Source organism: Angustibacter sp. Root456, from assembly GCF_001426435.1.
GTDB lineage: Bacteria > Actinomycetota > Actinomycetes > Actinomycetales > Angustibacteraceae > Angustibacter.
In genome coordinates, this window is the sequence record NZ_LMER01000015.1 from 417,017 (window position 1) to 436,583 (window position 19,567).

Sequence of the window (19,567 nt, forward strand, 5' to 3'; positions counted from 1 at the left end):
CGCGCCAGTGCACCTGGGTGCCCTGTGGTTGCGCGGCCTCGACCTCGAGCGTGCCGCCGTGGGTCTTGGCCCGTTCGGTGAGGTTGGCCAGGCCGCTGCGCCGCGCCTGGCCCGGGTCGAGGCCGTTGCCGTCGTCGCGGACGACGACGTCGACCTCGCTGCCGACCCGCAGGCGCACCTCGACGTGCGCGGCCTGGGCGTGCCGCGCGGCGTTCGACAGCAGCTCGCGCACGACGGCCACGACGTCGGCCGCGACGGTCGGAGGGACGGCGATCACGGGCCCCTCGATGACCAGCCGGGGCGCGAAGCCCAGCCCCCGGCGCGCGGCGGCCACGACGTCGTCCAGCTGGTTGCGCAGGTCCTGACCGGTCGGCGAGTGCAGCTGGAAGATCGTCCGGCGCACGTCCTTGATGGTGTCGTCGAGGTCGTCGACGGCGCGCCGCAGCCGGTCGATCACCTCGGGCCGCACGGCGTCGGCCTCAGCGGACTGCACCGACAGGCCGACGGCGAACAGCCGCTGGATCACCAGGTCGTGCAGGTCGCGGGCGATGCGATCGCGGTCCTCGAGCACGGCGAGGCGGGCGCGGTAGGCCTGGCTGGACGCGACGTCGAGCGCCATGGCGACGCGGTCGGCGAAGACCCCGACCGGACCGATGCCGTCGGCCGACAACCGCCGGTCCTCACGCCAGGCCAGGATCAGCGCGCCCATGAAGGTCTCGCCCGACCACATGGGTGCCGCGAGCACCCGCCGCCAGGCACCGGCCTCCAGCACCCCGTCGAGGGCGGGGTCGACCCACACGGGCAGCGAGCCGACGTCCGGCCCGAACACCTGGCCCACCTTGACGTGGCTGGGCACGGCGACCGGCACGTCCGACGACTGCGCGCCGATCCGCATCTGCACGTCCTCGTCGGCCTGGACGCCCGTCTCGCCCACCTCCTGCCCGACGGGCGCAGCCCCGGTGAGCGCCAGGACGACCAGGTCGGCGTCCCCCGCACCGCGCGCCGCGTGCGCCACCTGCTGCAGCGCGGCCGCGGTGCCGCCGTCAGCGACCAGACGCTGGCTGGACGCCCCGGCTGCCTCGAGCCAGGTCTCGCGGCTGCGCGTGCGCTCGTAGAGCTGGGCGTTCTCGACGGCGACGCCGGCCGCGGCGGCGAGCGCCTCGACGACCTCCTCGTCGTCCTGCGTGAAGTCGCGGCGCTCGCCGTTCGCGTCGTGCTTCTCAGCGAGGTAGAGGTTGCCGAAGACCGCCTCACGCGTGCGCAGCGGCACGCCGAGGAAGTTGTGCATGGGCGGGTGGTGCTCGGGGAACCCCACGGACGCCGGGTGGTGGGCGATGTCGTGCAGCCGCAGGGGCTGCGGGTTCTCGATCAGCAGCAGACCGAGCACGCCGTGGCCGGTGGGCAGCGGCCCGATCTTGGCGCGGGTCTGCTCGTCGATGCCGTAGGTGATGAACTGGCTGAGGTAATCGCGTTCGGGCGACAGCACCCCCAGCGCCCCGTACCGCGCACCCGAGAGCTGGCAAGCGGTCTGGACGATCGTCGAGAGCACGGTGGGCAGGTCGAGGTCGGCGGTGACGGCGACCACGGCGTCCAGCAGCGCGGCGAGGCGGCGCTGCGCCTCCTGCGCGAGGCCCGCGCGGTCGCGCAGCTCGAGCAAAAGGTCGTCCAGGTCCAACGTCGACAGCGTGGGGCCGAACCGTGGTTCGAGCGAACCAGACTGGCGGCGCTCCCCGGCCGGCGACGTCATGCACCGATCGTACGACGCCGCAGGCCGCGCAGCAGCGCCCTCGGGACCTTGGTCCTGCTCGCAACCCCTCCGCGCGGGGCCCGATCGCCGTAGGGTGACCCCATGGCTGCGATCAGGGTCTTCCTGCTCGACGACCACGAGATCGTCCGGCGCGGGCTGCGCGAGCTGCTGGAGCGCGAGGACGACATCGAGGTCGTCGGCGAGTCCGGTGAGGCCGAGCAGGCGCGCCGGCGCATCCCGGCCCTGCGGCCCGACGTCGCGATCCTCGACGCCCGCCTGCCTGACGGCAGCGGGATCGACGTGTGCCGCGACGTCCGCTCGATCGACCCGACGATCAAGGCGCTGATCCTGACGTCCTACGACGACGACGAGGCGCTGTTCGCCGCGATCATGGCGGGCGCCGCCGGCTACGTGCTCAAGCAGGTGCGCAGCAGCGAGCTGGTCGACGGCGTCCGACGGGTGGCGGCCGGGCAGTCGCTGCTCGACCCGGCGGTCACGACGCAGGTGCTCACGCGCCTGCGCACCGGCCCGCAGCAGGACCCGCGCCTGGCCGGCCTCACCGGCCAGGAGCGGCGCATCCTCGACTGCATCGCCGAGGGCATGTCGAACCGCGAGATCGCCGAGCACCTCTCGCTCGCCGAGAAGACGGTGAAGAACTACGTGACCAGCGTGCTGGCGAAGCTCGGCATGCAGCGCCGGACGCAGGCGGCGGTGTTCGCCGCGCGCATGGACGACAAGCACTGATGCGCGTCGTCGACGTCGAGGGCCTGGCCGGGCACCTCGAAGGACTCGCTGCGAGCGAACCCGAGGGCCCGCGCGTCGTCGTGAGTGGCAACCACGCGACGCCGTGGCCGCTGCTCGCGGCGTTCGACCGCGCCGTCGAGCGTTACCGCCTGTTCGTGCTCAACGCCCAGCCGGGCGTGCCTGACCGCGACGGCGTGGTGCTCGAGACGCCGTTCGTCGGCGCGGGCATGCGCCGCAGCCCCCGGCTGCGCTACCTGCCGTCGCGGCTGTCGCTGGTGCCGCGGCTGTTCGGGGCGACGGTGCCGCCCGACGTCGTCCTGCTGCACACCACGGCCCCGCGCGACGGCCAGGTGTCGCTGGGCGTCGAGGTCAACGTGCTGCCCGCAGCCGTGGAGGCGGTGCGAGCGCGCGGGGGGCTCGTCGTCGCCCAGCTCAACCCCGCCATGCCGTGGACGTCTGGCGACGCCGTGCTCTCGACCGACCTGGTCGATCTCGGCGTCGAGGTCGATCAGCCGCTCAGCGCCGGCCACGCCGTGCCGCCGGACGACGACGCGCTGGCGATCGGGGCGCGGGTGGCCGCCCTCGTCGGTGACGGCGCCACTTTGCAGACCGGCATCGGCGCCGTCCCGGACGCCACCCTGCACGCCCTCACCCAGCGCCGCGGGCTGCGGGTGTGGACCGAGACGTTCAGCGACGGCGTCCTCGGGCTCGAGCGAGCCGGGGCCCTCGACCCCGAGCACCCGGTCGTGGCGTCCTTCCTCTTCGGCTCCGACGAGCTGTACGCGTGGGCGCACGACAACCCGCGGCTGACGATGCTGCGCACCGAGCGCACGAACGCCCCCGCGCTGATCGCGCAGCAGCCGGCGATGACGTCGATCAACTCCGCCCTGCAGGTCGACCTGTTCGCCCAGGCCAACGCCTCGCGCATCAACGCGCGCATCTACTCGGGCTTCGGGGGCCAGACCGACTTCATCGTCGGGGCGATGCACTCACCGGGCGGGCAGGCCGTGATCGCGCTGCGCTCGTGGCACCCGCGAGCGAACTGCTCGACCGTCGTGGCGCTCGTTGACGAGCCGGTGACGTCGTTCCAGCACAGCTCGATCATCAGCGAGCAGGGGCGGGCCCAGATCTGGGGCGCCGACCAGTGCGAGCAGGCGCGGCAGATCATCGAGCAGGTGGCGCACCCGGACGTCCGCGACGAGCTGCGCGAGGAGGCCCGGGCCCTCGGCCTGACCTGACGCCCAGAGGGGGCCGGGCTCAGGCGACGACGTGCGCGGTGCGGTCTTGCGCGCTCGGGCCGACGAGCGCCGGCGGGCGGATCCGGCGTCCGGTGACGCGAGCGGGCGTGATGCGCACGTAGTGGCCGCGCTCGTCGCCGGTCCAGCTCGCCAGGCCCAGACCGTCCGCGCGCAGCACGTCGTCGACGTCGGTGAGCTCGCGCATGAAGCCGGTCACCAGGACGCTCCAGCCGGACTGCCGCTGCTCGTCGATGTCATCGACCTCGAAGGCGACGACGACCTCGTCGCGTGCGGCGGCCAGGGCGGTGCCGGGCGCGGTGCGCAGCAAGACGCTGTGCCCGTCGAGCACGTAGTTCACCGGGAACACGACCGGCAGCGCGCGATGGGTGAGCGCGATGCGCCCGACGCGCTTGGCGGCGAGCGCGTGCAGGCACTCGTCGAACGACATGTTCTCCAGCAGATCCATGCCCCGATCATCGGCAACCGCGAGCGACCCACTTAGGGCCGAAGGTCCCCACCTGCGCACCGGCGCCCACGCGACCAGCCGGCCCGGCAGGCACCCGGGACCTTGGTCCGCCGCGATCGGGACATCCGCCCCTCACCGGACGGCACCGGTCGCGGGACGGTGACGGTGTCACAGAAGAACTGCAGTACCCGCACCGCACGGTGCGTGCGTCCTACGGAGGGACACCATGACCGCCATCTCCTCGCAACGCCGACTACCCGCTCAGCGGTCGCACGACCTGGACGTCGTCCTGCACGACGAGCCGGCCGTCGCCGCCCACAGCACGGCGTTCCGCTACGTCACCGCCGCGATCCGGCTGAGCCTCGGCTGGGTCTTCCTGTGGGCCTTCCTCGACAAGATGTTCGGCCTCGGCCACGAGACCGAGAGCAAGGCCGCCTGGATCAACGGCGGCAGCCCGACGAACGGCTTCCTGAAGTTCGGCGCGGCCGGCCCGTTCAAGGGCATGTACAACAACATCGCCGGCGCGGCCTGGGCCGACTGGCTGTTCATGATCGGCCTGGCCGGCATCGGTGTCGCGCTCGTCGCCGGCGTGGCCATGCGGCTCGCCGCCACCGCCGGGGCCCTGCTCCTGGTGCTCATGTGGACCGCGGTCCTGCCGCCGGCGAACAACCTGTTCATGGACGACCACATCATCTACGCCCTCGTCCTCGTCGCCCTCGCGATCGCCGGTGCCGGGCACACGCTCGGGCTCGGCAGCTCCTGGGAGCGGCTCGGCATCGTCAAGCGCTTCAGCTTCCTGAAGTAGCCGCACCCGCACGACCCCGCGGTCGCCACACCGCGGGTCAGCAGCCAGGCAGGGGCCGGCGAACCGGCCGCTGCCTGGCTCACCCCTACCCGGAGGCTCACGATGAGCACCGCGACCGGCACCGACCACCCCGAGGTCAGCGAGGTCACGCTCGCCATGGTCGAGGCGGCTCGGTTGGCGCCGTCCGTCCACAACTCCCAGCCGTGGCGGTTCGAGCCGCTGCCCGACGGCCTGGCGATCCACGAGGACGCCGACCGCGCCCTGCCCTCGCTCGACCCCCGCGGACGCCAGCGCACCATGTCGTGCGCCGCCGCGGTGGCGAACGCCGCCGTGGCGCTGGCTCACGCCGGCGTGCAGCCCGTCGTCCAGCTCCTGCCGGACGCCGGGCGCCCCGCCCTGCTCGCCACCGTGCGCGCGGGGCGTCCGGCGGCTCCGGGTGACACCGACCTGCGCCGGTACGCCGCGATCGCGAGGCGGCGGGCCCACCGGCGCTTGCACCAGCGCCGCGAGCTCGCAGCGGACGACGTCGAGGCCCTCTGCGAGGCCGTGGTCGGCGAGGGGGCCCGCCCGGTCGTGCCTGACGCGCCCGCGCGGCGCCGGCTCGGCGTGCTGCTGCGCCGGGCCGTGACCCACCAGCTGCGCGACACCGACCACCTCGCGGAGGTCGACCGGTGGGTGCGCCACCCGGGCGACCCGCAGGAGCACACCGACGGCATCCCGGTGGCCTCGCTCGGCACGACGCCCTACCCCGCCGACAGCATCGTCCACGACGGCTGGGACGCCGAGGAGCTCGACGAGGTGCCGGTGGAGGACGAGCTCGAGCTGAGCACGATCATCGCGATCACCACCCGCGGCGACACCCGGCGCGACTGGCTGGTGGCCGGCATGGCCCTGGAGCGGCTGTGGCTGGATGCCGCGGCCCGCGACCTGGCCGTGACGTTCGCCGACCAGGCGACTCAGTGGCCCGAGACGCGCGACCAGGCGGCCGCCGTCCTCGGGGTGCCCGGCGAGCTGCAGCTGGTGCTGCGACTGGGCTACCCGCTGGTCGACGTCCCGCCGACGCCGCGGCGTCCGCTGTCGGCGCTGTGGCTCTGACTGAGGTTGCGTCCACAGCCGAAGGGGACACGCTCAGGCAGGGCCCGGCGTCTCAGCGCTCGTCTCAGTGCTGCAGCGCCTGCGCGTACGGCGACCGCGACCAGGGCATGGGCGCGCGGCCGTCCTCGATCTGCGCGACGAACTCCTCCAGCAGCCAGTGCCGGTAGGCCAGGGCGTCCGCCGGGGTCGCGAGGGTGAGCAGGTGCTCGCCCTGGCGGCAGTACTCGTCGGCCTCGTCGAAGATGTCACCCAGGTGCCGCACGGCGTCGGCGATCTCACGGGGCACGCGGTAGGTCAGGTCGATGCTGGTCTCGCCCCGGTCGAGGGCGGCGTCGCGCTGCTTCTCGACGTCGTCCGACACCCCGGCGTACTGGTGCGTCAGCTGGTCGACGAGCACGAGCAGGCGCGCGGGCAGGTCGCTGTGACCGGACTCGACGGCGGGCGAGTTGGCGATGAGGGTGAGCTCGCGGATGAGGTCGTCGGCGTGCTCCTGCGCCCGCAGGTACAGGTCGAGCGGGTAGTCGACGAGGTGCACCTCGAGCACCTCGGGCTGGGCGTCGCTCACGACACCGCCTCCCCGTCCTCGTCGTCAGCGGCGAGCTCGAACCACACCAGCTTGCCGTCGTCGTCGATCTCGACGCCGTGCCGCAGCGCGAGGCTCTCGACGAGCATGAGACCGCGCCCGGTGGCGGCCTCCTCGGAGTACCGGTGGCGGCGGGGGGCGCGGCGGCTGCCGTCACGCACCTCCACGCGCAGCGGCAGGCTGTCGTCACGCACGAGCGTCACCTCGAACGGCGTACCGGCGTGCAGGACGACGTTCGTGACCAGCTCGCTGGCCAGCAGCTCGGCCTCGGGGCTGAGCCCGTCCAGACGCCACTGGTGCAGGGTGTCACGCACGAACCGGCGTGCGTCGCGCGTGCTGCTGGGGTGCGCGGGAAGGCTGATCACCGCACGCACCGGTACCCCGTTTCCTTGTCGCCCGCCAACCGATCGGGAGCAGCCTACGACCTCCGGACGTCCCGCGCGCTCCGGCACCACCGTCGTGTCGCGGTGATCGCCTCAGCACCAGTGAACCAGTCCCCGCCGAACCCGCCACCCCAGCGCGGTCAGTACATCGGCCCCATCTCGAACTGTGGGCGGGCGACGGCCTGCTCCGGCACCGGCACCTGCGGCGACGGCAGGACGACGACCGGGCAGTCGGCCCGGCGGATGCAGCCGGCGGCGGTCGAGCCGACGAGCACCTCGCGCAGCCGGCTGTAGCCGTGACTGCCGACCACGAGGAGCCCGGCGTGGCGCGAGGCCTCCGACAGCCGCTCGACGGCGGAGCCGAACACGACCTCGCTCGCCACGGTCACCGAGTCGCGGTAGGGCTCGGCCACCTCGCTGACCTGCCGGGCCTGCGTGGCCTCGGCGTCCTCGCGTGCCGCCCGCGCCACCGCGGTCTCACCCAGGTTGCCCTCGGGCGCTCCGTGGCCGTAGGCGGTGATCACCTCGACGCCCCACCCGCGTCGCTGCGCTTCCTGCATGGCCCACTCCAGCGCGCGGGCGCTCCCGGGCGACCCGTCGACGCCGACGACGATCACGTCGCGTGTCTCGTTCATTGTCAGCACCTCCCGACGCGCCCCATGCTCGCCGCGCTCCGCCGCACCAGGCAGAGCCGAAGGTCCCTGCAACGGTCCCTGCAACGCTTCGGGGGCCTCGGCTCAAGCCGTACGGCGCAGCCACCGAAGATCACCGGGAGGGCGACACCGACGTCGGCCGCAGGTGGGGACCATCGGGGGTCATCTCGGCGACGGGTGGAGGACGGTCAGTGACACGGCGCGGTCAGGGTCAGCCGGGTGCACAGTGGGTGCGCCGGCTGGGTCGTGCTGCCTGGGTGGTGGCGGCGCTGGGGGCCGCCTCCTCGCTGGTGCTGCCCGGCCCCGACGACGGCGCACCGATCCGCTACGCGCTCGTCGTCACCCTGCTCGCCTTCTTCGCCCTCCAGGTGATCCGGCTGCTGTTCGCCGCGGCGCTCCACCCGGCCCGTCGCTTGGCCCTGCTGTTCCTCACCGCTGGCGTCGGGCTGTGGGCCGCGGGCGCGGCGACGGTCGGCGCCAGCCAGGCCGTCGAGCTCGTGCGGTTCCCGGCGCCAGGCGAGGCGCTGTACCTCCTGTCGTACCTCGGTATGGCCGCCTTCCTGCTGCTGGACGTCGCCGGGCGGCGGCTGCCGGCGCTGTCGGTCTGGCTCGAGGCCGCCGTGGTGTGCGGAGCCGCCGCGTGCGTCTCGGCCTTCGCGGTGCTCTCGCCCCTGGCGCTCACCTTCGAGCGCGGCGGCCTGGCGCTGCTGCTCGCGATCCTCTATCCGCTGATCGACCTCGTGCTCGGGACGATCGTGCTGGCGCAGCTGCTGCTGCGCCAACGCGAGCGCACGGGGCGCACGGCCGCGCTGGCGCTGGCGTTCCTCGGGCTGGCGGTGGCCGACAGCAGCTTCCTGGTCTCGCTCAAGCAGGACACCTACTCCACGAACGTGCTCCTCGACATCCTCTGGGGCGTCAGCTTCGCCGTCCTGGTGGGTGCGGCGTGCACGCCGCCTCGGCAGGCGGTCGGCCAGGGCAGCGGTCAGCTGCGCACGCGCACGCTCGTCGTCGCAGCGGGTGTGGGGCTGCTGGTGCTGGTGGTGCACCCGGGCGGCACGATCGGGTGGGTCGTCACGGTGCCGGCGATCATCACGCTGGTGGGCGCGGGGGCGCGGATGGTGCTGGCCCTGCGCGAGGCGCGGGGGGCCGCTGAGGCGCTGCGCCTGTCACTCACCGACGAGCTCACCGGGCTACCGAACCGTCGTGCGGTGCTGGCGAGCGCCGACGAGTCGCTGCGCGAGCGCCGAGCGTTCGGCTTCATGCTGCTCGATCTCGACGGTTTCAAGGACATCAACGACAGCCTCGGGCACGGCACGGGCGACGAGGTGCTGATCGCGGTGGCGCGCCGCATGCGCGATGCCTTGCCGTCCGACGTCGTCGTGGCCCGGCTCGGCGGCGACGAGTTCGCCCTGCTGTCTCTGACCGACGACGACCTGGAGCTGCTCGAGACCGCTCGGCGCGTGCGCGAGGTGCTCATGGCGCCGCTGCACATCGACAACCTCGACCTCGCCATCGGCGCCTCGATCGGCATCACGGTGGCCGGTCAGGATGACGCGAGCGCCACCGACCTGCTGCGCCGGGCCGACGTCGCGATGTACGAGGCGAAGGAGTCTCGCTCGGGCGCGTTGCTCTACGACACGGCACAGGACGGCTACTCGCGCCAGCGGCTGCGCCGCGGCGAGGAGCTGCGCCACGCGATCGCCAGCAACGAGCTCGTGCTGTGGTACCAGCCGCAGGTCGACGCCGTGAGCCGGCGCGTGACGGCCATGGAGGCGCTCGTGCGCTGGCAGCACCCGCGCGAGGGGCTGCTCTCGCCGATGCTGTTCTTGTCCGAAGCCCGTCGCGCGGGGCTCATGCCAGCGCTGTCGGACGCCGTGATGCGCATGGTCGTCTCCGACACACGAGCGTTCGTCGACGCCGGCTACGACTTCCGGGTCGCCATGAACTGCGCGCCGCCGGAGCTGCTGGGCGGTCAGCTGCTGCCGCGGCTGTACGAGGAGCTGGCCGAGGCCGACCTCCCCGGCGACAGCGTGCTCATCGAGGTCACCGAGGACTCGTTCCTCTCCGATCCCGAGCGGGCGCGCGACGCGCTGTACGACCTGCGCGAGCACGAGGTGCAGGCGTCGATCGACGACTACGGGACGGGCTTCTCGTCGCTGGCCTACCTGCGCGACCTGCCGGTGCAGGAGCTCAAGATCGACCGCAGCTTCGTGTCGGCGCTGACGGCCGACCACCGCACCCGGCTCATCGTGCAGACCACGACGCAGATGGCCCACGCCATGGGGCTGCGGGTGGTGGCCGAGGGCGTCGAGGACGAGCAGACGGCCACAGAGCTCGTCGCGATGAAGGTCGACGTGCTGCAGGGATACCACATCGCGGCGCCCATGCCGCCGGAGCAGGTCGGACCGTGGCTGCGGCGGTGGGCCACCGGAGCGGGCCGGTCGACGTCGGCCGGCACCACGCCGTCCGTCGCCTGAGCCGACCACCCCGTGCCCTTCGGAGCCGAAGTGCACGTAGGGGCTGAGCGTCAGGAGACGGGCAGGCCCAGCGGGACGGCGGGCTCGAGCGCCACGAGGTCGATGAGCTCGGACGCCGACCGGCGCACGAACGCCGACGGCGGCGGGACGACGATGCCGTCGAGCCCGATGCCGAGCGTCACGAGCCGGTGCGCGTCCGGGAACTCGCGGCGCTGGTTCTCCAGCAGGGGCGTGAAGTGCGCGTACACCGGCGTGCTCGACGGTGAGCCGAGGTACTCCGCCGTGCGCGTGCCCGGCAACGGCCGGGTGATGATGCCCACCGACGCCAGCAGCCGCCGCACCCGCTCGTCGAGGATCGCGACGAACGACGACATGTGGTTGACCCGGGCGATGGTCATCAGCCCGTGGTAGAGCGCGAGCGACAGCCGGGTGCCCGACCGGGCGTAGTCCGAGCGCACCCCGAGCGTCCCGACCTCCCACGTGGTGGTCAGGTCCATGCCCACGGCCGCCGCCGAGCGCAGCCCGTCGACGTTCCACGGGTCACGCCCGACGTCGGCGAGGGTCTTGAACCCCGACGGCCCGGGCGCGATGAGCCGGACGGCGGCCACGACCTGGTCGGCGGCGTCGGCGATCGCGAGGAACACCGAGTCGGGCTCGTACGGCCCGTACTCGACGTCGAGCTCCTCCCGGGTGTTGCCGAACCACTTCCAGAACACCTCGGCCTCGCACTCCAGGGCGGAGTCGAGCAGGTGTCCGCGCACGTCGAAGTGCATGTACAGCTGCTCGTTCGGCACCGCCATCAGAAGGCCTTGAACTCGACGTGCGGGCTGTCGAAGAACGCGCGCGTGTACTCGACGACGTCGTCGACCGAGAACGGCTTGCAGGCGTAGATGTCGACGCTGAAGAACAGCCGGGGCTGGTCCCAGGCGTAGAAGTGCGCACCGGAGGTCTCCCAGTGGATCCACCCGGCCCAGCCGTACAGCGGCGACTGGTGGGTGGCGGGCTCCATCAGGGCGACCATGTCGATGGTCTTCGACAGCTGCGACAAATAGGTCTTGATCGACTCGGCGTCGATGGGCTCACGGCACAGCCCCTCGACGACGAGGCGCTGACGGTGGATCTCGGGGGCGAGGTCGTGCACGTCGGCTCCGCATCACGCAGCCCCCGGCCGAGTGCCAGGGGCGATGTCGCGATCGTGGCAGGTGTGACGGGCGGTGCGCCAAGCCTTGCGCCAGACGACACCTCATCGTTCACGCAGGGCTCATCGCGAACTACGCAGCGCAGTCGCCGCCCGGTTCGTGCCCTTCGCGTCGCCGTCGGCTATCCCCCGGCGGTGGCCTCGCGCTCCCGGACGACGCGCTCAGCCGCGGCATCGCGCAGGTCGATGCGCCGCAGCCGCGCGACGATCTCTCGCTCGCGGTCGATCATCACGAGCAGCTCGGGGTTCAGCCGGGGGCCGGCCTCGCCGTCGACGTACGTCGGTAGCACCCGCACGGCGTCCTCGACCCGCGCGAGCTCGGCGATGAGCTCTCGCACCGACGCCTGCGGCGTCACGCTGGGTTCGTGGTCGATGGTCGGGTGCGCCATGGTGGGTGCCCTTCAGCGAGGTCGGAGCCCGCGCTGCTTGAGGCACCACCACCGTGGCACGGACGCGCCGTGCGTCAAGTCGATCTTCACGTCGCTTTCACGCCGTCGGGGTTTGGGCCGGCGTCAGGTGGGAACCCTGGAGGTCTCGGGGAGCGCCGGAGCCACCGGCGACGACCAGGAGGACTCATGTCAGGGCCCACGGGCCGGGGTGGCGAGGAGTCAACGCCCATGACCACGCAGCACCGCGAACCGCACAGCACCCGACCGCCGGACGTGGCGGCCGACGGGTACGGCGACAGCGACCACACCGACGCCGACGCGACCGGCGTCGACCTGCCGGTGGTGCCACCGGCCTGACCGACGAGCGCGCGGCGTGGCGTCGGAAGGCGGCCCGCTCACTGCCCGGGCTGGCGGACCTTCCCGAACACCACGCCGTCGCGGACGTCGAGGTCGACGACCGGCTGCGGCGCGGTGGCCGGCCCGCGGACGACCTGCCCGCCGTCCAGCGCGAAGGCGCTGCCGTGCCAGGGGCAGACGATGCACTCGGTGCCGCGCACCGGCTCGACCTCACCCTCGTCGAGTGGCGCCGACAGGTGCGAGCACGTGGCCGACAGCGCGTGCAGGCCGTCGGCCGAGCGCACCACCACGACCGGCTCGGCGCCGAGAAGCACGCGGTGCGGGCTCCCGTCGGACAGCTCGTCGGCCGTGCCGAGCCGGTGCCAGCCCTCGGGCGCGAGGTGCGGCACGTGCTCGGCGTGGTTGGCCCCGGCGGCCCAGCGCTGGGAGAGGTGCCCGCCGAGCCCGGCGGCCAGCCCGGCGACCGCCGTCCCCGCGAGCGCCCAGCCCGGACCCCGGCGCGCGAGCGAGACCGACCACGCCGCGACGGCCGTGAGGTTGCCCGCCGCGTGCACCAGAGCGACGCGCTGCTGCTCGGGATGCAGGTCGGCGAAATCGGCCCACCCGGCGAGCGCGGTCGGGGCCGCGCTCGCCGTGGCCACCGCCGTGAGCAGGCGAGCCCCGCGGCGCAGGGTGCGGTCACCGGTGGCGAGGGCCACGAGGTCGAGGGTCGCGGCGCCGAGAGCGGCGCCCACCGGCACCTGGGCCAGCGCGGGATGCGCGGGGTGACCGAGCCAGCGGCCGTGCAGGACGTCGGCCACGCGGCCGCGCCCGATGACGCGGTTGACGGTCTCCTTGGCGGTCGTCGCCACGGCGTCGAGCGCCGTCCAGCGCACGGGCAGGTCCCACAGCGGCGTCAGTGAGCGTGGGGCGGGGTTCGACGAGCTCATCGGTCTCCTTGCGGGGTGCGGGTCGGGCTCACGGGGTGCGGCGGCTCTGCCCGGCACCTACCCGCTGCGCCGACGAGCATGCCGACCCAAGCCGTTTCGCGTCAGAGGTTTGCCAACTTGGGGCGGGGGTAGTGGAGGGGTAGCGCCTCGATCCCCTCACCACCATTCCCCAGACCACCCCCGAGAAGGGACCCCCAGATGACTCAGGGACCTGCTGTGACGCCGGCCCACTCGGCCCCCGGTGGAGCGACGACCTCGCCTCCGTCGGGCTCCGACCTCACCGTCACCGACAGCTACACCACGATCAACTCCACCACTGACTCCACGACTGACTCCACGAAGGACGTCGCCAGGGACCAGGCGGCGGGTGTCAAGGACGCCACCGTCGACGCGGCCTCCAGCGTCGCCGGCACCGCCCGCGACCAGGCCGGTGAGGTGGCTGGCGAGGCCCGCCGCCAGGCTCGCGACCTGCTCCACGAGGGACGCTCGCAGCTGCAGCACCAGGCCGGCGAGCAGCAGCAGCGCGCCGCCGAGGGCCTGCGCTCGATCGGCGACGAGCTGCGCTCGATGGCCGACGGCTCCGACCAGCAGGGCGTCGCCAGCGACCTCGCCCACCAGGCCGCCGAGCGCGTCAGCTCGGTCGCGCAGTGGCTGGACGACCGCGAGCCCGGCCAGCTGCTCGACGAGGTACGCGGTTTCGCCCGGCAGCGGCCGATGGCGTTCCTCGCGATCGCCGCCGGCGCAGGCGTGCTGGCCGGTCGGCTCGGACGCGGGCTGCAGTCCGACGCCGCCGACTCGTCGCCCGCCAACGACCCGGCGTCGACCGGCTCGGCGACCACCTCGATGCCTGCCACCTCGGTGCCGGCCTCGATGCCGGCCACCAGCACCCCGACGACCCCCGTGACGCCGGTCCCACCGACGTACGGGACGCCGGCGCCGACGACCCCTCCGCCCACCGACGTGATCCCGCCGGCCCTGCCGTCAGGTGGCGCCGGTGACGCGTCGGGTGGTTCGGACACGGGAGGTCGGCCGTGAGCGTGTCGCCTGAGACCCGGGCCGCTGCCGCGAGCCCGGATGCCGAGCGCCCCTCGCTCGGCGAGATGTTCGGCGAGGTCAGCAAGGACCTCTCGCAGCTCGTCCGCCAGGAGGTCGAGCTGGCCAAGGCGGAGGCGAAGGAGTCGGCGACTCGCGCTGGCAAGGGCGCCGGGATGCTCGTCGGCGCCGCCGAGGCGGCCCAGCTGGCGCTGGTGTTCCTGTCCGTCGCCGTGTGGTGGGGCCTCGGTAACGCCATCGGCCGCGGCTGGTCGGCGCTCGTCGTCACCGTCGTGTGGGCCGTCGTGGCCGCCGCGCTCGGCCTGCTCGGCAAGAAGCAGGTGTCGTCCGTCAACGGCCTGCCGCGCACCGCGCAGACCGTCAAGGAGATCCCCCCAGCACTCAAGCCGCACGAGGAGCAGCGATGACCACGCAGAACCCTGAGCAGATCCGCGCCGAGATCGAGCGCACCCGCAGCGAGCTCAGCAGCGACGTCGACGCGCTGGCCGACACCGTCAACCCGCGCAACGTCGCGCGCCGGCAGGTCGGCAAGGTGACCACCGCCGTGGGTGGCGTGCGAGACAAGGTGATGGGGTCGGCGTCCAGCGTCGGCGACTCCGCCGGGTCGGCGGCGTCGAGCGTCGGCGACGCCGCGTCGTCCGTCGGTGACCGCGCGAGCCACGTGCCCGACGCCGCCCGGTCCAAGACCCAGGGCAGTCCCCTGGCGGCCGGGCTGGTGGCCTTCGGCGCCGGTCTGCTGGTGGCCGCGCTGCTGCCGGCCTCGGAGCGCGAGACGCACGCCGCGGCGGCGGTGAAGGAGAAGGCAGAGCCGCTGACGCACGAGGTCACCTCGGTGGCCAAGGACGCCGCTCAGCAGCTGAAGGAGCCGGCGCAGGACGCCGTCGAGTCGGTGAAGCACACGGCTCAGGACGCCGCAGCGACGGTCAGGCAGGAGGGCCAGTCGGCCGCGGTGGACGTCCGCGACCAGGCCCAGGACGCCCAGCACACGGTGCGCGACAGCGCGCAGAGCTGATGCGGCTCGTCGTCACCGGAGCGAGCGGCAACGTAGGGACGGCGCTGCTGCGCCGGCTGGCGACGTCCGAGCACGACCTGGTGGCGGTGGCCCGACGGCCACCGCCACCGGTCGCGCCGTACGACCGCGCCCGGTGGCTGAGCGCCGACCTGAGCGAGCCGCGCAGCGAGGCGGTGCTCGCCGAGGCGGTGCGCGGCGCAGACGCGGTGGTGCACCTCGCCTGGGGCTTCCAGCCCTCGCACGACGTCGGCTACCTCGAACGGCTCGGGGTGGGTGGCACGCGGCGCGTGGCGCAGGCGGTGCTCGAGGCCGGGGTGCCGCACCTGGTGCACATGTCGTCGGTGGGCGCCTACAGCGCCAAGCGCGACGACGCCCGCGTCGTGGAGAGCTGGCCGACGCAAGGCCTCGCGACGTCGGCGTACAGCAGGCACAAGGCGGCGGCCGAGCGCGTGCTCGACATGGTCGAGACCGAGGCGGCCGCTCCGGTGGTGACGCGCCTGCGCCCGGGCCTCATCGGCCAGGCCCTGGCGGGCAGCGAGCTGCTGCGCTACGGGCTGCCGCCGGCCGTCCCTGCTGCAGTGCTGCGCCACCTGCCGCTGCTGCCGCTCGACCGCCGGCTCACGGTCCCCGTCGTGCACGCGGACGACGTCGCCGAGGCGATCGTGCGGGCGCTGGAACGGCGGGCCGAGGGGGCGTTCAACCTGGCGGCCGAGCCCCCGGTGACCGCCGACATGGGGGCGCAGGCGCTCGGTGCACGGATCGTGCCCGTGCCCGCCAAGGCCCTCAGCCTGCTGGCCCAGGCCAGCTGGTACGCGCACCTGCAGCCCGTCGACCGCGGGTGGGTCGACCTCGCGTACGGCGTGCCGCTGCTGGACTGCAGCCGAGCCCGTGAGGTGCTCGGCTGGCAACCCACCCGCGACGCCGAGCAGGTGCTGCACGACACCCTGGGCGGCATGGTCGAGGCGCTGAGCGGGCGCAGCCCGGTGCTGCGGCCCCGACGGGTCGTCAGCGAGCTGGCGCGCTGGCTGCGCCGCGGGCGAATCAGCGAGCGGCGCCTGCCGTGAGTCTGCACGTCGTGGTGGTGCCCGGCCTCGGGGCCGTGGGCTACCTGCAGCGGTTCGCGGCCGCCGTCCGGGCGCGGGGCGCTCGCTGCACGGTGCTCGACCTGCCGGGACTGCGCCAGCGCCCCCTCGTCTGCGAGCCCACCGTGCAGGGGCTCGGCTTCGCCGCCGCTGAACGGGTGCTCGGCCTCGATGACGAGCACGTCGTGCTGATGGGCCACTCGACGGGCGCGCAGGCGGCACTGCACGCGGCGGCGTGGGTCGAGCAGGTCCGCCCCCTCGCCGGCCTGGTGCTCGCCGGACCCACTGTGGCGCCCACGCAGCGCAGCCTCTGGCAGCTGGCCCTCCGAGCGCCGCGGGCCTATCGGCGTGACTCGCCGCGCGAGCTGCTCGACATCGTCGAGCTGGCCCGAGCGCCTGCGGCCGTCGTCCGCCTGGTGCGCTCGGGGGTGGCCGACCGGCCGGAGGCGACCATCACGAAGGTGGTTGCTCCGGTGACGGTCACGGCCGGGCGCGCCGACGCCCTGGCCCCGCGGTGGTGGCGCCACGTGCTGGTGGCTCAGGCGATCCGGGCTTCGGGACGGCGCGACATCGAGCTACCCGGCTCGCACAACAACCCCTTCACGCACCCCGGCCAGCTCGCCGACGTCGCGGTCAGTGCGCCTGCCGCCGCACGGGCGCGGTGACGACGCGTCGATCTGCGCGCCAGCCCGCGTTCGGCCGGATGGGGGTCGCCCGGTCAGCCGCTTCAGCGAGGGCCCGGCCGGGTCGATCATCTGCTTGTGCCGCATCCCGTCATGACCGCGCTCAGCCACGGCGTGCCCGTCACCCTCGTCATGGACCTGCTCTCGAGCGAGGGACCGGACTCGCGCGAGATCCTGCAGTCCGAGCCGCCGCCGCCCGAGCAGTGGTGGGCACCCGGTAACGGCTCCAGCAACAGCTGACGAGCCTCAGCCGGACGAGCCTCAGCCGGACGAGCCTCAGCCTGACAAACCTCAGCCGGCTTGGAGCGCGGCCGCGTACTGCTGCTGAGCGCCGGCGTCGAGCTGCGGCGAGAGCTGGGCGACGAGGCGATCGGCAACGACGACCTTCATCCCTTGCGCGCGCAGGGCGTCCGCCCGCTTCTCGGCGGCCAGATGCGACGGCCACTCCTCGAGCAACGCACCGCAGCTCACCGGCTCGCCTGTCGTGCAACGGGTTCGCCGATCGTAGATCACGCTGCGCGCGATCAGCCCAGGATCGCGCGAGACCTCTTGGTGGGAGTCGTCACGCGTGTCGAGAGCCAGGGCCTGGACGACGGAGGGCACGGTGTCCTTCAGCTGCGCCTCGGCGGTCTGCATGGCGTCGCGCGGTCCGGACGAGCAGGCGGTGAGGGCCAGCATCATGAGGGCAACCACGATCGTCGTACGCATACACGAATCGTAGAGCGGTTTCGGCGTTCCTACAGGTCGAGAAGCGCTACTCGCACACCCTGCCGTCGTGGTCGCTGTCGCGATACCAGTCGTACTCGGGGTCGCGGCCCTGCACGTACGGGCCGTAGCCGTGGCTCTTGGCCTCCTCGCAGGTGCCGAACCGCGGGTCGGTGCCCCCGCTCGTCGACGGCGTGCTGGGCGCAGGTGCCGACGTCGTGGTGGCCGGCGCGGCAGCGACCGTGCCACCACCGAGCCGGAACGCTCGCGCGCTCGGCAGTCGCTGGTCGGGGCAGCGGGCGAGCACGCGGGCCATGGCGTCCTTCTCCGCGCGCGTCACCCACAGCCCGTAGCGGCTCTTCACCGCGACCTGCCGGGCGACGTACGCGCACCGGTAGGACTTCACCGGCGGCAACCAGGTGGCGGCGTCGCCGTCGCCCTTGCTGGCGTTCGTGGGGCCGTCGACCGCGAGCAGGTTGAGCGAGTCGTTGGCGAAGGCGGTGCGCTGGTCGAGGGTCCAGGTCTGCGCGCCCTTCTGCCAGGCGTCCGAGAGCGCGACCACGTGGTCGACCTGCACAGCGATCGAGGTGCTCTGGCCACGGACGAAGCTGATGGTGCGGCCGGTGTACGGGTCGTGCAGCGTGCCCTTCAGCACGAGGCAGCCGTGCGTGCCGGCCTTCAGCGTGTAGCGGGTGAGGTCGCGCCGCAGGACGTCGTTGCGGGTGTCGCAGCCGTTGCGGTCGACGTCGGCCCAGGCCTGCCCGAAGCGCGCGCGGTCGTAGCCGGTCTTGGGCGCGCGACCGGCCACCCGAAGGGTCGCGAGGGCGGCCAGCGCGGTGCCGGGACGAGCCGCGGGCTGCGCGGTGGTGGGGACAGGTGGCGCGCTCGACGTCGGAGCGGCCGTGGTGGTCGTGGTGGCCGTGGTGGTGGCGGTGGTGGTTGCGGTCGGGGAGGCGCTCGCAGTGGCCGAGGCGGTCGTCGGCTCGCTCGAGGAGCGGTTGCCGGCGCTCGGCCCGGCCGCCACGGAGCGGGCCGAGCTGGTGGCGGACGTCGGGCCGCTGGGCTCGCCGTGCGCGGCCTGCAGCGCCGCCACCACCAGCGCGAGGGCGCCGACCGATGCGGCGGCGACGAGGCCGGCGCGGCGCCCTCGCGTGCGGCGCCGGGCGAGGGGGGTGGCCGGTGCGTCGTCCACCCAGAAGGGCCAGCCGGGGGGAGCCGGCGGCCACGACGGGTCGGGCTGCCAACCGTCCGGGGGCGTCCAGCCCGCCGGAGGCGCGGGCCAGCCGGGCGGCGGGTTGAACCTCGGCATGCGTCCCCCTCGCGGTGCAGCCGAGCGAACGCACCCGGCCCCCGAGGTATCGGCCGCCGTCTCACCACCCTTGAGCCCCGCCTCCTCTCCGGCCCCCTCCCCTCCCCCTCCCGTGATCATGCACGCCAGCGCCGGCGCGAGAGCTCGCGCCTTGGGGGCCTTTGGCCTCTGGTGCGGCCCCCGAGGGGTCAGGACGCTGGAGGTGACCGAGGAGGCGATGTCATGACCACCGGTCCCGCTCCCACTCACCCCGGCTCAACCGACCACGCGCCCAGCAGTTGGCTCGTTCGCGCCTGGCTCGGGGTCGCGCTGGCACCCGTGTTCTTCATGCTCGCCTTCGCCGTCGGCGAGGGCGCCTACGCGGTGCTGGGCTACGCACCCGAGAACGCCGACGCGCCGACCTGGGTGGTCGTCGTCACCTCGCTGCTGGTGCTGTTGGTCCTCGGTATCCCTTGCGCGGCAAGCGTTATCTACGGTCTGCGGTGCGTCCGTGCGGGAGACCGGCGGGGGCTGGCGCCCCTGGTGATCGCGTCCCTCGTCTGGGCGGGTGCGGTGGTGCTCACCGTCGTCTCCGAGGTGGGCAACGCCCTACGTCGCTAACCGCGCGGCGCTGGGCATCCTCGACGTCGGCGGGGGCACCCGACGCCGTCGAGACGCGG

Annotated in this window: 24 protein-coding genes; 13 read left to right on the forward strand and 11 right to left on the reverse strand. The window is 73.6% G+C overall.

The features are described 5' to 3' along the window. Positions 1-1,747: GAF domain-containing sensor histidine kinase (locus ASD06_RS09730; protein WP_157371634.1), on the reverse strand; the 1,747-nt coding region annotated here is incomplete at its 3' end. A gap of 102 nt (positions 1,748-1,849) precedes the next feature. Between ASD06_RS09730 and ASD06_RS09735 the strand changes: the two genes are divergently transcribed. Both ASD06_RS09735 and ASD06_RS09740 read left to right on the forward strand, forming a co-directional pair. After that, entirely contained in the window at positions 1,850-2,491 is a 642-nt protein-coding gene (locus tag ASD06_RS09735; protein WP_056676258.1) for a response regulator transcription factor, read from the forward strand. Continuing rightward, positions 2,491-3,729, forward strand: a complete 1,239-nt coding sequence (locus ASD06_RS09740; RefSeq protein WP_056676260.1) for an acetyl-CoA hydrolase/transferase family protein — start codon at positions 2,491-2,493, stop codon at positions 3,727-3,729. The genes ASD06_RS09735 and ASD06_RS09740 overlap by 1 nt, the downstream gene beginning before the upstream one ends. A gap of 19 nt (positions 3,730-3,748) precedes the next feature. On the opposite strand, the gene ASD06_RS09745 is transcribed toward ASD06_RS09740, so the two are convergent. Further along, positions 3,749-4,195: a pyridoxamine 5'-phosphate oxidase family protein gene (locus ASD06_RS09745; protein ID WP_056676263.1), complete on the reverse strand. Its 447-nt coding sequence runs from the start codon at positions 4,193-4,195 to the stop codon at positions 3,749-3,751. Positions 4,196-4,421: 226 nt separating this feature from the next. Here ASD06_RS09745 and ASD06_RS09750 point away from each other — a divergent pair, with 226 nt between their 5' ends. Together ASD06_RS09750 and ASD06_RS09755 are read left to right on the forward strand one after the other, a co-directional pair. Further along, positions 4,422-5,000 carry a DoxX family membrane protein gene (locus tag ASD06_RS09750; protein WP_082537885.1) on the forward strand — a complete coding sequence of 193 codons (579 nt, stop codon included), beginning with the start codon at positions 4,422-4,424 and terminating at the stop codon, positions 4,998-5,000. 102 nt (positions 5,001-5,102) lie between these two features. Further along, positions 5,103-6,095: a nitroreductase family protein gene (locus tag ASD06_RS09755; RefSeq protein ID WP_056676267.1), complete on the forward strand. Its 993-nt coding sequence runs from the start codon at positions 5,103-5,105 to the stop codon at positions 6,093-6,095. A 64-nt stretch (positions 6,096-6,159) separates the two neighbouring features. Here the strand turns inward: ASD06_RS09755 and ASD06_RS09760 are convergent, their stop codons facing one another. The 3 genes from ASD06_RS09760 to ASD06_RS09770 all read right to left on the reverse strand — a co-directional run bounded on the left by ASD06_RS09760 (position 6,160) and on the right by ASD06_RS09770 (position 7,696). Then, on the reverse strand, positions 6,160-6,660 hold the full coding sequence (locus ASD06_RS09760) for a hypothetical protein (protein WP_056676273.1): 501 nt from the start codon (positions 6,658-6,660) through the stop codon (positions 6,160-6,162). Continuing rightward, positions 6,657-7,043, reverse strand: a complete 387-nt coding sequence (locus ASD06_RS09765; RefSeq protein ID WP_162248061.1) for an ATP-binding protein — start codon at positions 7,041-7,043, stop codon at positions 6,657-6,659. Before ASD06_RS09765 ends, ASD06_RS09760 begins: the two co-directional genes overlap by 4 nt. A 158-nt stretch (positions 7,044-7,201) precedes the next feature. Continuing rightward, a complete protein-coding gene (locus ASD06_RS09770; protein ID WP_056676279.1) occupies positions 7,202-7,696 on the reverse strand; it encodes a universal stress protein in 495 nt (164 codons plus the stop codon). 209 nt (positions 7,697-7,905) lie between these two features. Here ASD06_RS09770 and ASD06_RS09775 point away from each other — a divergent pair, with 209 nt between their 5' ends. Continuing rightward, positions 7,906-10,191 (forward strand): bifunctional diguanylate cyclase/phosphodiesterase, encoded by a 2,286-nt coding sequence (locus ASD06_RS09775; RefSeq protein ID WP_157371615.1) that lies wholly within the window; start codon positions 7,906-7,908, stop codon positions 10,189-10,191. A gap of 50 nt (positions 10,192-10,241) precedes the next feature. Here the strand turns inward: ASD06_RS09775 and ASD06_RS09780 are convergent, their stop codons facing one another. The 3 genes from ASD06_RS09780 to ASD06_RS09790 form a co-directional block, all read right to left on the reverse strand. Further along, the gene (locus tag ASD06_RS09780; RefSeq protein WP_056676283.1) at positions 10,242-10,991 is read right to left on the reverse strand and encodes a hypothetical protein; all 750 of its coding nucleotides are present in this window, start codon (positions 10,989-10,991) and stop codon (positions 10,242-10,244) included. After that, positions 10,991-11,332, reverse strand: coding sequence for an S-adenosylmethionine decarboxylase (locus tag ASD06_RS09785; protein ID WP_056676284.1), 342 nt, complete (start codon positions 11,330-11,332; stop codon positions 10,991-10,993). Before ASD06_RS09785 ends, ASD06_RS09780 begins: the two co-directional genes overlap by 1 nt. Positions 11,333-11,511: 179 nt before the next feature. Then, on the reverse strand, positions 11,512-11,778 hold the full coding sequence (locus ASD06_RS09790; RefSeq protein ID WP_056676285.1) for a hypothetical protein: 267 nt from the start codon (positions 11,776-11,778) through the stop codon (positions 11,512-11,514). 228 nt (positions 11,779-12,006) lie between these two features. On the opposite strand from ASD06_RS09790, the gene ASD06_RS19785 reads away from it, so the two are divergent. Continuing rightward, positions 12,007-12,135, forward strand: coding sequence for a hypothetical protein (locus tag ASD06_RS19785; RefSeq protein WP_255354488.1), 129 nt, complete (start codon positions 12,007-12,009; stop codon positions 12,133-12,135). Between the two features lie 38 nt (positions 12,136-12,173). Here ASD06_RS19785 and ASD06_RS09795 read toward each other — a convergent pair whose 3' ends face one another. Continuing rightward, positions 12,174-13,064, reverse strand: a complete 891-nt coding sequence (locus tag ASD06_RS09795) for a Rieske 2Fe-2S domain-containing protein (RefSeq protein ID WP_056676287.1) — start codon at positions 13,062-13,064, stop codon at positions 12,174-12,176. A 216-nt stretch (positions 13,065-13,280) separates the two neighbouring features. Between ASD06_RS09795 and ASD06_RS09800 the strand changes: the two genes are divergently transcribed. The 6 genes from ASD06_RS09800 to ASD06_RS18865 all read left to right on the forward strand — a co-directional run bounded on the left by ASD06_RS09800 (position 13,281) and on the right by ASD06_RS18865 (position 17,134). Then, complete coding sequence (locus tag ASD06_RS09800; protein WP_056676295.1) at positions 13,281-14,099, forward strand: hypothetical protein; 819 nt, start codon at positions 13,281-13,283, stop codon at positions 14,097-14,099. Between the two features lie 65 nt (positions 14,100-14,164). Next, positions 14,165-14,524: a phage holin family protein gene (locus ASD06_RS09805; protein ID WP_082537916.1), complete on the forward strand. Its 360-nt coding sequence runs from the start codon at positions 14,165-14,167 to the stop codon at positions 14,522-14,524. Beyond that, a complete protein-coding gene (locus tag ASD06_RS09810; RefSeq protein WP_056676301.1) occupies positions 14,521-15,129 on the forward strand; it encodes a DUF3618 domain-containing protein in 609 nt (202 codons plus the stop codon). Before ASD06_RS09805 ends, ASD06_RS09810 begins: the two co-directional genes overlap by 4 nt. Then, on the forward strand, positions 15,129-16,193 hold the full coding sequence (locus tag ASD06_RS09815; protein ID WP_056676304.1) for an NAD-dependent epimerase/dehydratase family protein: 1,065 nt from the start codon (positions 15,129-15,131) through the stop codon (positions 16,191-16,193). The genes ASD06_RS09810 and ASD06_RS09815 overlap by 1 nt, the downstream gene beginning before the upstream one ends. Beyond that, on the forward strand, positions 16,190-16,876 hold the full coding sequence (locus tag ASD06_RS09820; RefSeq protein WP_056676307.1) for an alpha/beta fold hydrolase: 687 nt from the start codon (positions 16,190-16,192) through the stop codon (positions 16,874-16,876). Before ASD06_RS09815 ends, ASD06_RS09820 begins: the two co-directional genes overlap by 4 nt. A gap of 111 nt (positions 16,877-16,987) precedes the next feature. Next, positions 16,988-17,134 carry a hypothetical protein gene (locus ASD06_RS18865; protein WP_157371616.1) on the forward strand — a complete coding sequence of 49 codons (147 nt, stop codon included), beginning with the start codon at positions 16,988-16,990 and terminating at the stop codon, positions 17,132-17,134. Positions 17,135-17,185: 51 nt separating this feature from the next. On the opposite strand, the gene ASD06_RS09825 is transcribed toward ASD06_RS18865, so the two are convergent. Then, on the reverse strand, positions 17,186-17,602 hold the full coding sequence (locus ASD06_RS09825) for a hypothetical protein (RefSeq protein ID WP_157371617.1): 417 nt from the start codon (positions 17,600-17,602) through the stop codon (positions 17,186-17,188). A 46-nt stretch (positions 17,603-17,648) separates the two neighbouring features. Then, positions 17,649-18,908, reverse strand: coding sequence for a DUF1524 domain-containing protein (locus ASD06_RS18515; protein ID WP_082537888.1), 1,260 nt, complete (start codon positions 18,906-18,908; stop codon positions 17,649-17,651). Between the two features lie 222 nt (positions 18,909-19,130). On the opposite strand from ASD06_RS18515, the gene ASD06_RS09835 reads away from it, so the two are divergent. After that, positions 19,131-19,508 (forward strand): hypothetical protein, encoded by a 378-nt coding sequence (locus ASD06_RS09835; protein WP_056676313.1) that lies wholly within the window; start codon positions 19,131-19,133, stop codon positions 19,506-19,508. Positions 19,509-19,567: the final 59 nt, after the last annotated feature.

Coding starts and splice junctions, on each gene's coding strand:
- ASD06_RS09735 (WP_056676258.1), top strand. CDS start 1,850: ATGGCTGCGATCAGGGTCTTCCTGCTCGACGACCACGAGATCGTCCGG.
- ASD06_RS09740 (WP_056676260.1), top strand. CDS start 2,491: ATGCGCGTCGTCGACGTCGAGGGCCTGGCCGGGCACCTCGAAGGACTC.
- ASD06_RS09745 (WP_056676263.1), bottom strand. CDS start 4,195: ATGGATCTGCTGGAGAACATGTCGTTCGACGAGTGCCTGCACGCGCTC.
- ASD06_RS09750 (WP_082537885.1), top strand. CDS start 4,422: ATGACCGCCATCTCCTCGCAACGCCGACTACCCGCTCAGCGGTCGCAC.
- ASD06_RS09755 (WP_056676267.1), top strand. CDS start 5,103: ATGAGCACCGCGACCGGCACCGACCACCCCGAGGTCAGCGAGGTCACG.
- ASD06_RS09770 (WP_056676279.1), bottom strand. CDS start 7,696: ATGAACGAGACACGCGACGTGATCGTCGTCGGCGTCGACGGGTCGCCC.
- ASD06_RS09780 (WP_056676283.1), bottom strand. CDS start 10,991: ATGGCGGTGCCGAACGAGCAGCTGTACATGCACTTCGACGTGCGCGGA.
- ASD06_RS09790 (WP_056676285.1), bottom strand. CDS start 11,778: ATGGCGCACCCGACCATCGACCACGAACCCAGCGTGACGCCGCAGGCG.
- ASD06_RS19785 (WP_255354488.1), top strand. CDS start 12,007: ATGACCACGCAGCACCGCGAACCGCACAGCACCCGACCGCCGGACGTG.
- ASD06_RS09795 (WP_056676287.1), bottom strand. CDS start 13,064: ATGAGCTCGTCGAACCCCGCCCCACGCTCACTGACGCCGCTGTGGGAC.
- ASD06_RS09805 (WP_082537916.1), top strand. CDS start 14,165: ATGTTCGGCGAGGTCAGCAAGGACCTCTCGCAGCTCGTCCGCCAGGAG.
- ASD06_RS09810 (WP_056676301.1), top strand. CDS start 14,521: ATGACCACGCAGAACCCTGAGCAGATCCGCGCCGAGATCGAGCGCACC.
- ASD06_RS09815 (WP_056676304.1), top strand. CDS start 15,129: ATGCGGCTCGTCGTCACCGGAGCGAGCGGCAACGTAGGGACGGCGCTG.
- ASD06_RS18865 (WP_157371616.1), top strand. CDS start 16,988: ATGACCGCGCTCAGCCACGGCGTGCCCGTCACCCTCGTCATGGACCTG.
- ASD06_RS09825 (WP_157371617.1), bottom strand. CDS start 17,602: ATGCGTACGACGATCGTGGTTGCCCTCATGATGCTGGCCCTCACCGCC.
- ASD06_RS18515 (WP_082537888.1), bottom strand. CDS start 18,908: ATGCCGAGGTTCAACCCGCCGCCCGGCTGGCCCGCGCCTCCGGCGGGC.
- ASD06_RS09835 (WP_056676313.1), top strand. CDS start 19,131: ATGACCACCGGTCCCGCTCCCACTCACCCCGGCTCAACCGACCACGCG.